16 protein-coding genes are annotated in these 12,514 nt (G+C 65.4%); 9 read left to right on the top strand and 7 right to left on the bottom strand.

Translation table 11 applies throughout. The features are described from left to right. Positions 1-86: 86 nt before the first annotated feature. The 5 genes from KAK09_RS09090 (at position 87) to KAK09_RS09070 (ending at position 3,946) form a co-directional block, all read left to right on the top strand. Entirely contained in the window at positions 87-887 is an 801-nt protein-coding gene (locus KAK09_RS09090; protein WP_247651142.1) for a phosphodiesterase, read from the top strand. A 103-nt stretch (positions 888-990) separates the two neighbouring features. Then, positions 991-1,284 (top strand): ribbon-helix-helix domain-containing protein, encoded by a 294-nt coding sequence (locus KAK09_RS09085; RefSeq protein ID WP_210878623.1) that lies wholly within the window; start codon positions 991-993, stop codon positions 1,282-1,284. Between the two features lie 90 nt (positions 1,285-1,374). After that, the gene (locus tag KAK09_RS09080) at positions 1,375-1,770 is read left to right on the top strand and encodes a VOC family protein (RefSeq protein WP_210878622.1); all 396 of its coding nucleotides are present in this window, start codon (positions 1,375-1,377) and stop codon (positions 1,768-1,770) included. 52 nt (positions 1,771-1,822) lie between these two features. Next, positions 1,823-2,347, top strand: coding sequence for a Twin-arginine translocation pathway signal (locus tag KAK09_RS09075; RefSeq protein ID WP_210878621.1), 525 nt, complete (start codon positions 1,823-1,825; stop codon positions 2,345-2,347). A gap of 27 nt (positions 2,348-2,374) precedes the next feature. Beyond that, positions 2,375-3,946: a GMC family oxidoreductase gene (locus KAK09_RS09070; protein WP_210878620.1), complete on the top strand. Its 1,572-nt coding sequence runs from the start codon at positions 2,375-2,377 to the stop codon at positions 3,944-3,946. 97 nt (positions 3,947-4,043) lie between these two features. Here KAK09_RS09070 and KAK09_RS09065 read toward each other — a convergent pair whose 3' ends face one another. The 6 genes from KAK09_RS09065 to KAK09_RS09040 form a co-directional block, all read right to left on the bottom strand. Then, positions 4,044-4,370: a DUF3775 domain-containing protein gene (locus tag KAK09_RS09065; protein WP_210878619.1), complete on the bottom strand. Its 327-nt coding sequence runs from the start codon at positions 4,368-4,370 to the stop codon at positions 4,044-4,046. 63 nt (positions 4,371-4,433) lie between these two features. Continuing rightward, entirely contained in the window at positions 4,434-5,168 is a 735-nt protein-coding gene (locus KAK09_RS09060) for an SDR family NAD(P)-dependent oxidoreductase (protein WP_210878618.1), read from the bottom strand. Next, on the bottom strand, positions 5,165-5,725 hold the full coding sequence (locus KAK09_RS09055; RefSeq protein ID WP_210878617.1) for a DUF3833 domain-containing protein: 561 nt from the start codon (positions 5,723-5,725) through the stop codon (positions 5,165-5,167). Before KAK09_RS09055 ends, KAK09_RS09060 begins: the two co-directional genes overlap by 4 nt. A 4-nt stretch (positions 5,726-5,729) precedes the next feature. Next, positions 5,730-6,965 carry an MFS transporter gene (locus KAK09_RS09050; protein WP_210878616.1) on the bottom strand — a complete coding sequence of 412 codons (1,236 nt, stop codon included), beginning with the start codon at positions 6,963-6,965 and terminating at the stop codon, positions 5,730-5,732. Then, positions 6,962-7,717 (bottom strand): DUF1365 domain-containing protein, encoded by a 756-nt coding sequence (locus tag KAK09_RS09045; RefSeq protein WP_210878615.1) that lies wholly within the window; start codon positions 7,715-7,717, stop codon positions 6,962-6,964. Before KAK09_RS09045 ends, KAK09_RS09050 begins: the two co-directional genes overlap by 4 nt. After that, positions 7,714-8,991 carry an NAD(P)/FAD-dependent oxidoreductase gene (locus tag KAK09_RS09040; protein ID WP_210878614.1) on the bottom strand — a complete coding sequence of 426 codons (1,278 nt, stop codon included), beginning with the start codon at positions 8,989-8,991 and terminating at the stop codon, positions 7,714-7,716. Before KAK09_RS09040 ends, KAK09_RS09045 begins: the two co-directional genes overlap by 4 nt. A 273-nt stretch (positions 8,992-9,264) precedes the next feature. Here KAK09_RS09040 and KAK09_RS09035 point away from each other — a divergent pair, with 273 nt between their 5' ends. Genes KAK09_RS09035 through KAK09_RS18715 form a run of 3 tightly spaced genes read left to right on the top strand, consistent with a single transcriptional unit; the run spans position 9,265 to position 10,678 of the window. Next, positions 9,265-9,771 (top strand): sigma-70 family RNA polymerase sigma factor, encoded by a 507-nt coding sequence (locus KAK09_RS09035; protein WP_418895522.1) that lies wholly within the window; start codon positions 9,265-9,267, stop codon positions 9,769-9,771. A gap of 5 nt (positions 9,772-9,776) precedes the next feature. Beyond that, positions 9,777-10,427: a ChrR family anti-sigma-E factor gene (locus KAK09_RS09030; protein ID WP_210878612.1), complete on the top strand. Its 651-nt coding sequence runs from the start codon at positions 9,777-9,779 to the stop codon at positions 10,425-10,427. A 20-nt stretch (positions 10,428-10,447) separates the two neighbouring features. Further along, complete coding sequence (locus tag KAK09_RS18715; RefSeq protein WP_472908847.1) at positions 10,448-10,678, top strand: GDCCVxC domain-containing (seleno)protein; 231 nt, start codon at positions 10,448-10,450, stop codon at positions 10,676-10,678. On the opposite strand, the gene KAK09_RS09025 is transcribed toward KAK09_RS18715, so the two are convergent. Further along, positions 10,679-10,972, bottom strand: coding sequence for an SCP2 sterol-binding domain-containing protein (locus KAK09_RS09025; RefSeq protein ID WP_210878611.1), 294 nt, complete (start codon positions 10,970-10,972; stop codon positions 10,679-10,681). 240 nt (positions 10,973-11,212) lie between these two features. Between KAK09_RS09025 and KAK09_RS09020 the strand changes: the two genes are divergently transcribed. After that, positions 11,213-12,424 (top strand): bifunctional alpha/beta hydrolase/OsmC family protein, encoded by a 1,212-nt coding sequence (locus KAK09_RS09020; RefSeq protein WP_210878610.1) that lies wholly within the window; start codon positions 11,213-11,215, stop codon positions 12,422-12,424. Positions 12,425-12,514: the final 90 nt, after the last annotated feature.

The raw sequence follows: 12,514 nt of genomic DNA, 5'->3' as shown, positions 1-12,514 counted from the left end.
GGATGACAGCCCGCTGGTGGAATCGCTTTTGCAATCGCGCCAGTTCGGCCATGCTGCGCGCCATATGCCCTCTCACAGGCCAGCCCATGCAGAAAATCATCGTCTTCACCGATATCCACCTTGTGCCCGAGGGCGAGACCATCATCGGCCTTGATCCGTTCGCGCGCTTCTCCCTCGGGTTTGCCCATGCGCTTGACCGGCATGCCGATGCCGCGCGCGTGGTGCTGTGCGGTGACCTGACCCATAATGCCGCGCCAGAGGAATACGCGCGACTGCGCGCGGCGCTTGATGGCTGTCCCCTGCCGATCTCGCTCATGCTGGGCAATCACGACCGGCGCGCGCCCTTCCTTACCGCCTTTCCCGAGGCGGCGCGGATGGAGACGGGGCATATCCAGCATGTCACCGACCTGCCCGGCTATCGTCTGATCTGCCTCGACACGCTCAATGAGGAGGCTGAGGATACCCATTCCGGCTGGCTCTGCGGGGCACGTCTCGACTGGCTTGAGACCGCGCTGCGCGCGTCAGGCGACCGGCGCGTGATCGTCTTTACTCATCACCCGCCGATCGAGACCGGCTTCACGGGGATGGACTGGATCGGGCTGAAGAACCGCGCGGCCCTGATTGATCGCCTTCGCGCATCGGGCAATGTGGTGCAGATCGTCTCGGGCCATGTCCACCGCACGATCCAGGGCGCGGCGGGCGGCATTCCGGTGACGATCCTCAAAAGCCCCTGCCACCAGATGCCGATGACGCTTGGTTATCACGACCCGAGCCTTTCCATCGACGAGCCGGGCGCTTACGGCATCTTGCTGCTGACCGACGCGGGTGTGGTGGTGCACAGCGAGGATTTCACCCTGCCCGGGACCGTGGCGCGCACCTATCCCTGACACGGCCCTGTCATGAAAGATTTGCCCTTCTGGAAAAATGCGCCATGATTGGCGTCTACTGAGATCCGGCGCGCCCGCCGCGCCGGAGAAGGGAGGACGACACATGTGCCGCATATTCGCCGGGCAGGACCCGGACCGTTACACGCTCGAGACCCGCCGGATGCGCCTGAATGGGCAGAGCACGAGCATAAGGCTGGAAAAATCCTTTTGGGGCATTCTCGACGACATCGCCGCAAGCGAGGGGCTGAGCACCCCCGCCTTCATCTCGAAACTGCATGGTGAAGTGCTCGAATTGCATGGAGAACCCAAGAACTTCACCGCGCTTTTGCGCTGCACCTGCCTTGTGCATCTGGAGAACCCTCTGGAGGCGGAGGCGGGTCAGATCGCGGCGGAGTAGACAAACAGAGTCGTAGTAACCCCTTACTACCCACCGGCGGGCCAACGCTGGTAATCTTTCCGGACCAATTCATCGTTCCGGAGGGCAGATATGGCCAAAGCCATTCACAGCATGATTCGCGTTCTCGACGAAGGACGCTCGCTCGATTTCTACCGGCGCGCCTTCGGCCTAGAGGTGGCGCAGCGGCTCGATTTCGAGAAATTCACGCTGGTCTATCTGGCCAATTCGCAAGCCGCATTCGAGCTGGAACTGACCGTCAACAAGGGCCGCACCGAGCCGTATGACCTTGGCGACGGCTATGGCCATATCGCTTTTGTTGTCGAGGATCTGGAAGCCGAGCACGCACGTTTCACGGCCGAGGGGCTGAGCCCGCGCAAGATCGTGTCCTTTGCCCCTGATGGCGAGGTGATCGCCAAGTTCTTCTTTGTGGCCGACCCGGATGGCTACGAGATCGAGGTGCTGGAGCGCGGAGGACGCTACCAGTGAACAACCCGGCGCGGCCCCACGGGGCGCGCCGTTTTCTTTGGGAGGAGAAAACATGACCCAGACAATCGCCCGCAAGGGCATGACGCGGCGCGAGTTGCTTGCCCGCTCGATGGCCGCGGGGGCATCCTTCGTGGTGGGCGCGGGCTTTGTTGCCGGAGCCAACGGGGCATGGGCTCTGGAAACACAGGCGCTACGACCCGAGACCATGGCAACGCTGATCCAGATGGCGCGCGATATCTACCCTCATGACCATGTGGCCGACGAATATTACGTCATTGCCGTCAAAGGCTATGACACGCCCGAGGCCGCCCCTGCCATCGAGGCGGGCATCGCGGGGCTGAACGCGGCGGCGCAAGGCCGCGGCCATACCGATTACCTCAGCATCGGCTGGGAGCGCGACCGCGTCGATATCCTGCGCAGCATCGAGCAAAGCGCCTTCTTTCAGCAGATCCGCGGCGGCCTCGTGACCGGCCTTTATAATCAAAAGGCGGTCTGGCCGCTGTTTGGTTATGAGGGCGAGTCCTATTCCAAGGGCGGTTACATCGACCGCGGTTTCGACGACATCACCTGGCTCTGAGCCATAGCCATCGAGGGAGGAAAGACTATGGCTGCACCTTTTGATCATAACGACGACTCTGTGATCGTCGTCATCGGCACCGGCGCGGGCGGCGGCGTGCTGTCCAACGAGTTGGCGCAACGCGGCGTGTCCGTGGTCGCGCTCGAGGCGGGCGGGCGCTACCTGCCCGAGGATTACGTCAACGACGAATGGGAAAGCTTTGGCCAACTGGCCTGGCTTGATCCGCGCACCACGTCTGGCGACTGGCGTGTGGCGCGCGATTTCTCGGGGTTGCCAGCGTGGATCGTGAAGGCTGTCGGCGGCACCACGACCCATTGGGCCGGGGCCTCGCTGCGCTTTCAGGACCATGAATGGAAGGCCGCGACCACCTATGGCCCGGTTCAGGGCGCGAACCTTCTGGATTGGCCCATCGACGCGGCGGAAATGGCGCCGTGGTATGACAAGGCCGAGAAGAAGCTGGGCGTGACCCGCACCAACGGGATTCCCGGCCTTCCCGGCTGCAACAACTACAAGGTGTTCGAGGCCGGCGCCAAGGCGCTTGGCTACAAGGAGGTCCATACCGGTCGCATGGCGATCAACAGCCAGGAGAATGACGGGCGCTATGCCTGCCAGCAGACGGGATTCTGCTTTCAGGGTTGCAAATGGGGCGCGAAATGGTCGGCGGCCTACACGGATATTCCGCGCGGCGAGGCGACCGGTAACCTCGAGGTGCGCGAGCGCGCGCATGTGGCGCGCATCCTGCATGACGACAGCGGCAAGGTGACCGGCGTCGAGTATTTCGACAAGGACGGCAATTTGCAGATGCAGAAGGCGCGCGCGGTCTGTGTCGCGGGCAACAGTTTCGAGTCGCCCCGCCTGCTGCTCAATTCCGCGTCGTCGATGTTCCCCGATGGCCTTGCCAATTCCTCGGGTCAGGTGGGGCGCAATTACATGCGGCACATGACCGGCTCGGTTTACGGCGTGTTCGACAAGCCGGTAAAGATGTGGCGCGGCACGACCATGGCGGGCATCATTCAGGATGAATCGCGGCACGACCCGTCACGCGGCTTCGTCGGCGGCTATGAGCTGGAAACGCTGGCGCTTGGCCTGCCCTTCATGGCGGCGTTTCTTGATCCCGGCGGATGGGGGCGCGAATTCACCACCGCGCTTGATTCCTACGAGAACATGGCCGGCATGTGGATCGTGGGCGAGGACATGCCGCAGGAGACCAACCGCGTCACCCTCAACCATGACGTCAAGGATCAATACGGCCTGCCGGTGGCGAATGTGCATTTTGACGATCACCCCAACGATATCGCCATGCGCAACCACGCCTATGCGCGCGGCGCGGCTGTCTATGATGCGGTGGGGGCCACGCGCACCTTTCCGACGCCACCCTATCCCTCGACCCACAACCTCGGCACCAACCGCATGTCCGAGAACCCGCGCGACGGGGTCGTGAACAAATGGGGCCAGACCCATGACATTCCCAACCTCTTCGTCTCGGACGGCTCGCAATTCACCACCGGTGCAGCGGAGAACCCGACGCTGACCATCGTGGCGCTGGCCATACGGCAGGCGGATCACATCGCGGGCGAACTTTCACGCGGCAACCTCTGAGCGGGGGCTGCGTTCTCTCCCGGTGCGCTCATCTCCCCGAGTGCGCCGGGGGAACCTGATCAATCTGCCGGAAAGGTCGCGATGGCGCGGCCTGCGGTCATCCTCCCCGGATCAATTCATCCTCGTCATCCGACGCCGACATCCCGAGCGATTCGAGTCCGTTCTCGAGGTGATCCGACAGGTGCGGCGTGCCGATGAGGTAATCGGAGCACGGCGTCGTTGCCTCCTCAAAGGCGGTGCGCTTGGCCTCTTCGATCTCTTCCGGCTCGAAGCTGCCGCGCCCGATCCACATGACGGCAACAAGGCTGGCCTGTTCATCTTCGGTCATGCGGTCGATGAAGGCGCGCAACTCCGGCTCGGCGCGGTCAAGCTCGCGCGCCATGAGCACGACCTGTGCGATCTTGTGAACGGTGATGTCTAGCATGTGGACCCTCCTGCTCGCATGGTGCCACAGGTTTGCACGCGCTCCGAGACCCTTTCATTGATTTCACGCAAATATTCTGAAGTAGGCCCAATCTGGCAAAAACCGTGACAGACGAAACACGAGCGAAAAGAGCCGGGGAAAACTGCGCTGAAACGCGGCCTCGTCGCACATCAGCTCGAACATGTGCTGCGCGGCCTCTTCGGGCGCCATGAGGAATGGCATGCGAAAGGCGTTCTTGTCGGTGAGGCGGGTCCTTATGAAACCCGGATTGGCCAGTTGCACGCGAACGCCGGTGCGCCACAGATCGGCGCGCAGGCTCTCGGCAAGGCTCATCACCCCGGCCTTGGAGGCGGCATAGCCCATCGCCCCCGGCAGACCACGAAACCCGGCAAGCGACCCGGTGAGCACGATATGCCCCGCGTCGCGCGCCACCATGCCGGGCAGGACCGCGCCGATGACGCGCGCGGCCCCGGTGAAATTCACATCGGCCATGGCGACGAATTGCTCGGGGTCAAGCTCCTGTGCGGGCATGGGCCAGTAGACACCGGCGAGGAAAACAACCCCGTCGATCTGCCCAAGGCTTGCCGCCGCCTCCGATACGGCGGCGCTGTCCTGCACATCGACAGGCAGGGCTTGCGCGCGTCCCGGCAGGCCCTCGGCCACCTCGGCGCAGCGCGCGGCGTTGCGCCCCGACACGATCACCTCGGCCCCGGCGGCGCTTATCTTTTGCGCAAGCGCCGCGCCCAGCCCCTCGGTCGCGCCGACAAGCCAGTAGCGTTTTCCAGCCCAGCCGCTCATGCCTCGACCCGGCGCATGGTGGCGACAAGCTCGGCCACCTTGATCCCGAACTTGTGGAACTGGCTGCGGTTCACGACCACCCCGCCGGGGGTGAGATACATCCAGTCGGTCACCGAGAGCACATGCCCCCCCGCCTCGCGTGGCAGGCGGATGCGGTAATGCAGCCGCGCCGCCGGGCCGGATTGCTGGCCCGTTCCGGCGCCCACCAGATCCGCCGCCGTGGCGCGGATAGAGCCATCGTTGCCAAGCGTGAGGTGCCATTCGCGCTCCTGTTCGCGCCCGCTGTCATAGCGAAAATGCTCGCGCATCACACCGCGATTGCCTTGCCATTCGGCCTCGAAATCGGCATCGAAGCGAGAGGCGACGCGGCCAAGCGGGCCGTAGATCACGCCCTCGCATTTCATCGGGCCGTTGAGGTGCTCGCGCAGATCGAGCCGGGGCGCGGCTGCGGCATAATCCTCGGGTTGTTGCGCGGCGAATCCGATCAGCCGGGATCGCAGCAGGATCAGCCCCAGCATGAGCAGTGCGCCGACAAGCATCCATAGGGTTGCGTCCATTCTCTCACCGCCTCCTTTCGTCCGGATCCACGCGCATCAAGAGCGCGATCGCGCCGAGTTTGAGCAGGCTGGGAAGCCCGCCGTAAAGCATTGCCAGCAGCCGCAGCGCGGGCTCGTCATTGTTGATCCCGGCCCGGAACCCGCCCGCCTCCAGCGTGGGCAGCACCGCCACGGCCGCGAGTGCCAGCGTGAATTTCGATACGAAGGCCCAGAGGCTGAACCCCTCTGCCGCGCCCGGTGCCACCTCGGCCATGCGGCGGGCGAAAAGCGCGGGCAAAAGCGTCATGTCCGCCCCCGTCGCCGCCCCCGAGATCACGCAGATGATCCCGAAGGCCAGCATATCGCCCGGCCCAAGCGTCACCGCCCAGCCGAAGGCCGCAACCGAAATCACCATGGCCGACAGCAGCATCCGCTTCGCCCCGTGCCGTTCCGCCAGCGCGCCCCACAGAGGCGCGGCAAATGCAGCGCAGAGGAAGAAGAGGAGGAGATACGCCCCTTCCCATCCCGGTGCGTCAAGGCGGCTTTCGACGAAGAAGAGAAACAGCGTCGAGGTGATCGCCACCGGCGCGGCATTGACCAAAGCGATGAGCAGAAGCCTGCGCGCCACTGCGTCGTGCAACACCGGCCCAAAGCCCGTGGCGGCGACACGCACGCCCTGCCATTCCCCCGCCATGGCCAGCCACGCCGCAAAGGCCAGCGCCGCGAAGGCAAGCGCAAAGCCCGCGTAACCGCCCAGCGCCAAAGGGGCTACCGCCGCCGCGCAAATGCCCAAAAGCGCACCGGTCTCGCGCCAGCGGGCAAGGCGCAGATGCCCCGCCTCGGGTAGGCGATCCGCCGCCGCGACCCCTTCGGCATAAAAGCAGATGGTGAGAAAGCTGAAGGCGGTGAACACGACCGACAGCATCAGCGCGAACCACCACAGCGCCGCGATTGGCGGGGTGACGGCGAAAAGCCCCAGCATCCCGCCCGCGATCAGTGACACCGCCACGCTGACCGCCAGCCCGCGCACCGCACTCAGCCGTGCGGCCAGCCAGCCAAGCGCCGGGTCCTGCACCACGTCGATGAGGCGCAGCACGAAAAGCGCCGTGCCGAGCGCCGCGAGCGAGACGCCATGCGCATCGGCATAGACCTTGGGCGCATGGATATAGAGCGGCAAGCCCGCCGCCGCGAGCATCCCGGCAAAGAGCGCATAAGACGGCAGACGCGGGGCCGTCGTCGCGCCAAGGGCAAGGGTGCTCATCGGCTGACCTCATCCTTGGGCGGCGCGGGGCGCGACCGAAACCGCGCGCCCTTCCACCAGAGCCGCAGCGCCTGCCAATGAATGAGCGCGAGCACCCGGCGCGACCCGAACGGGCGGCGCAGCGCCGCCCCCAGCATCCCCCGCAGGCGCAAGGGTGCCACCGGCCCGGTCAGCGTCGCCACCACCCCGCCATTGCCCGCCGTCAGGTCTATCCAGATGCCGATCCGGTCCGGGCGCAGATCAAAGCGAAACTCATACTGCCCTTCCACTGGCTGAAACGGTGAGACGTGAAAGCATTTGCGCGCGCTCAGCCGGTCGGTGGCGGTGATCGGGGCGTGATCGTCGCGGTGGCACAGGTAAGAGTGGCGATCGCCATAGGTATTCGTCACCTCGGCGATAATCACCCGCGCCGCGCCGTCGCCGTCGCGGCAGATCCAGAACGAGACCGGGTTGAACACATGCCCCAGAACGCGCGGCTGCGCGAGAAGCTCGATGCGCGCAGGGTCCGGCAGGCCATGGGCGGCCAGCACCTCGCGCACCCAGAGCGCGCCGCGCCCCTCGCCCGGTGCGCCGCCATGGTCGCTGTCATGCAATGAGATCAGCCCCGCCCTGTTGCGCCCGAAAAGGCGCGGTGCGCGCGGCGCGGCCTCTGCATCAAGCAGCAGGTAATCCACGCCGTAGCGAAAGGCGTTTTCCACAGCGCCCTTGCGCCCATGCCAGGTATGGCCTGCGATATGGGCAACGGTGGTCATTCAGCAGCCACCGGCAGTGTGTCTCGCGCAAGGATCGACTCGGCCACCTCAAGCCCGCTCCACAGCCCGTCCTCGTGAAATCCGTGACGCAGCCACGCGCCGCAAAACCATGTGCGCCGACGCCCGTTGCCCGCCTGGACACGCGCCTGTGCCGCAAGCGCGGCCAGATCATAGACCGGATGGCGCAGCGTCACCTGATCGTAGATCAGTTCCTCGCGGATCGGGCGGGTGGTGTTGAGCGTTACAAAATGCGGGTCGCTTTCCGGGATCGGCTGAAGGCTGTTCATCCAGTAGGTGAGGTCGATCTGCCCCGTGCGCCTGGCCCGCGCTTCGGTATAGTTCCAGGACGACCAGACGGCGCGGCGGCGCGGCATGAGGCCCGCGTCGGCATGGAGCGTAATGTCGTTGGGCTGATAGGCGATCGCGCCCAGATCGGTGCGCTCCGCCTCGTCCGCATCCGACAGCATCCGCAGGCTGTCATCGGAATGGGTGGCAAGGATCACCTCGTCATAATGTTCCCAGTCGCCGCCCTCAGCGCGGACCTCTACCCCTTCGGACTGCCGCCGTATCCCGGCCACCGGCGCGCCAAGGCGCAGCGTCACGCCGCCCGCCCGCATCGCCGCCTCAAGCCGTGCAACATAGGCACGCGAGCCGCCCTCGACCGTGAACCACTGATGCTGCTCGTCATGACCCAGAAGGCCATGATTCTTGAAGAACTGCACAAGGGCCCGCGCCGGAAAATCGAGGATCTTCTCCACCGGCGTGGACCAGATCGCGCCCGAAAACGGGGTAAGATAATAGTCGTGGAACCAGCGGCCAAGGCGCATCTTCCGGGTCAGCCCACCAATGGTCAGTCCCGGCTCCTCGGATGCGGAGAGCGCGCCTGCGTTGAAACGGAAGATGTCGCGCAGCATGAGCCAGTGACGGGGGTCGAGCGCGCGGGCGGGTTGCGCGAAATAGGACCGCGCGCCTTGAAGCCCGTATTCCAATGCGCCATCGCGAAAGGAGGCGCCAAAGCTCATGTTGCTTGGCACCACCGGCACATCCAGCCGGTCGAACATGGCAGTGAGATGCGGATAGGTGGCGTAGTTGAACACGATGAAGCCGGTATCCACCGGTTGATCGCCGCGCTTGCCGGCCATGATCGTGCGCGCATGACCACCAAGGCGCGGCTCGGCCTCGTAGAGCGTGACGCGGTGGCGCGCGGAAAGGCGCTCGGCAGCCCCCATGCCGGAGATGCCGGCACCGATCACGGCGATGGACTTTGAGAACATGGCGTGGATTACCTGCCTTTGACTTGTTGCAACGATTACGCAGCCCGGGCGCCTGCGGATCAGAAAGAGCGGCTTTGGCGGGAAAGTGATCCGGGTGTGTCTGATCCGCGTAACCTGTTCATGTTGATGGATGCCACATCGCCCGACATGATGCCCACCCCCTCGCGAGGGGACGTCATGCGTGTTAAGGGGCGGTGGACGAAACGAAGGGTGATGGATACCACCGTGGCATCGACGGGCGCGAAGACAGAGAACGAGGATTGGGTAGCTTGCATGGCGCTTGTGCGCGACGCGGGCGACGAGGTGGCCTTTGCCCGGCTCTTCGGCCATTTTGCGCCGCGTGTGAAGGCGTTTCTGATGCGATCGGGCGCGGACGCGGCTCTGGCCGAGGAGGTCGCGCAGGATGTGATGGCGACGCTCTGGCGCAAGTCGCATCTGTTCGATCCAACGCGCGCCTCGGTGGCGACATGGATCTTTACCATTGCGCGGAACCGTCGGATCGACGCCCTGCGCCGCGCGAAACGCCCCGAACCCGAGGACTTGCCCTGGGGCCCGGAGCCAGAGCCCGATCAGACCGAGGCGCTCATGATGCAACAGGAGAGCGAAAAGCTTGGCCTTGCGCTGGCCACCCTGCCCGAGAAACAGCGTGTGCTGATCGAAAAGGCGTATTTCGGCGATCTCAGCCATTCCGAGATCGCCGAGGAAACCGGCCTGCCGCTCGGCACGATCAAATCCCGAATCAGACTGGCGCTCGATCGGCTGCGCCACGCAATGAAGTGACGACCATGACAATAGAGATCACACATCACCTGACCGACGCGTTGCTGATGGCCTATTCCGCCGGCTCCCTGCCCGAGGCGTTCAGCCTGACAGTCGCCACCCATATCTCGATGTGCGACGAATGCCGCGCCAGGCTGGGGGCCTTCGACGCCTTGGGCGGCGCGCTGCTCGAGAAAGACGAAGCCGCAATGGCCGATGACAGCCTTGCCGTCACCATGGCACGCATTCGTGCGGGTGGTGTGACTGCCCGCGACCGCCCCGCGCCGCCCGTGCGGGGCGTGTTTCCCGCGCCGCTGCGCGATTATGTCGGCGGTGATCTGGGCGCGGTGCGCTGGCGGCCCATAGGCATGGGTGTGAAACAGGCGATCCTGCCCACGGCGAAGGAGGCGACAGCGCGACTCCTCTATATTCCGGCGGGCGCGGCGGTGCCTGATCATGGCCACCGGGGCACCGAACTCACGCTTGTGCTGCAAGGGGCGTTTCTCGATGCGGCCGCGCGCTTTGGCCCCGGCGATATCGAGGTGGCGGGCGAGGATGTCGAACATATGCCCGTGGCCGATATCGGTGCCGATTGCATCTGCCTCGCCGCGACCGACGCGCCATTGCGGTTTCGTGCGCTTATGCCGCGGCTGGCGCAGCCGTTCCTGCGGATTTGAGGTGCGGGCGCGGGTATGGTATGGTGCGTTCCATGCCCGATGCCGATATACGCCTCGACTCCGACCTGACCTGCCCCGACTGCGGGTCAGTGGAACGACTGACGATGCCCTCCGACACATGCCAATGGTTTCACACCTGCACCGCCTGTGGCGCGCTCTTGCGGCCAAAGCCCGGTGATTGCTGCGTATTCTGTTCCTACGGTACGGTGCCCTGTCCGCCGGTTCAGGCGGGGCGCGGCTGCTGCGGGTAATCAGCCACCTGTCAGGATGCTGCTCACCTTGAGCGCGCGCTGCACATTGCCCTCGACCTTTAGCTTGCCGGTCATGTAGGCCATCACCGGATTCTGCTCGCCCGAGAGGATCGCGCGGAATACCTCGTCGCGCGCGCTCAGCACCACATCGGCGGGGCCGTCGCCCGCCTCGGCCCCGGTTTCGCTCAGCATGACGCTGCCGTGATCGGTGATGGCCAGGCGCGCGCGCCCCCTGATACGCCCGCGCGCAAGCGGGGTGAGGCGTGTCACATAGTCGTCGATGATGCTGGTCATGGTCCTCTCCCGCTGCTTGGTCGATGCGATCATCTCTGTGCCGCGCCGCCGTGCAAGAACAACCCTGCGTCACGCGCGCCGTGGGCGCAATATGTGGCGCTGTCCATGTCGCCGCCGCCGACAGGATCGGACGGCGAATCCGCCGCATCCCTCACCATCGCGTGACCGTCGCGGCGCAAGGGTGGCGGGCGCGGGCCGGGCTGCATACTCTCCCGGACAACAAGCGACAAAGGATGTGCCATGCCCACCGAACGCCTGACTTTCACCGGCCATAATGGCCATGAGCTTGCCGCGCGGCTCGACCTGCCGGATGGGCCGCATCTGGCGACGGCGCTTTTCGCGCATTGCTTCACCTGTTCCAAGGACATTCCCGCCGCCCGCCGCATCGCCGCGCGGCTTGCGGGCGCGGGCATTGCCGTGCTGCGCTTCGATTTCACCGGGCTTGGCCATTCGGGGGGCGAGTTCGAGAACACGTCCTTTACCTCCAACGTGCAGGATCTGGAGCGCGCGGCAGAGGCGCTATCTGCGCGCGACATGGCCCCCGGCCTTCTGATCGGGCACAGCCTTGGCGGCGCGGCGGTGCTTGCGGCGGCAGGGCACATCAAAAGCGTGCGTGCGGTCGTTACCATCGGCGCGCCGTTCGATCCTGGCCATGTCACCCATAATTTCGCCGGCGCGCTTGAGCGGATCGAGGCCGATGGCGTGGCCGAGGTGATGCTGGGCGGGCGGCCCATCCGCATCGGGCGCGATTTCGTCCGTGACGTGCAGGCCGAGAACCTGCGTGACAAGGTGGCGGGGCTGGGCCGTGCCCTGCTGGTGATGCACGCGCCGCGCGATACGACCGTCGGGGTCGAGAATGCGGCCGAGATCTTCAAGGCGGCGAAACACCCCAAGAGCTTTGTCACCCTCGACGATGCCGACCACCTGATCACCGATGCGGGCGACGCGGAATATGCCGCCGAGGTGATCGCCGCCTGGGGCGCGCGCTATCTTGACCTCGCGCCGCCCGCCCCGCCGCCCGGCGCGCCCGAGGGCATTGTCAGGGTGCGCGAGGTCGACCCAGAGGGCTTCTTGCAGGATGTGAACGCAGGCCCGTCGCATCATGCGCTGGCCGATGAACCGGCGGCCTATGGTGGCACCGATCGCGGCATGTCACCCTATGGCTTTCTCGCCGCCGGGCTGGGTGCCTGCACCTCGATGACCCTCCGCATGTATGCTCGCCGCAAGGACTGGCCGCTTGCCCATGTCAGTGTCGATATCTGCCACGACAAGGTTCATGCGCAGGACGCCGATAGCCGCGCCGAGGCCAAGGTGGACCGATTTGTGCGCACGATCCGGCTGGAGGGCGACCTGAGCGAGGAGCAGCGCGCGCGCCTGATGGAGATCGCCGACCGCTGCCCGGTCCACCGCACGCTGGAGCAAAGCGCGGTGATCGAAACGCGCGCGGGGTAAGGGATGGGCTGAGCTTGGTGCGCTTCCGGCCAAGAGCAGACAAGCGCCCTCAATCACGTTGATCCGCGCATTCGTGTCAAACCCTGAACG

The sequence above is a fragment of the Roseovarius autotrophicus genome (assembly GCF_018069895.1).
Classification (GTDB): domain Bacteria; phylum Pseudomonadota; class Alphaproteobacteria; order Rhodobacterales; family Rhodobacteraceae; genus Roseovarius; species Roseovarius autotrophicus.
The sequence above is the reverse complement of the archived record's forward strand: the minus strand, read 5'-3'. Positions and strand labels throughout refer to the sequence as shown.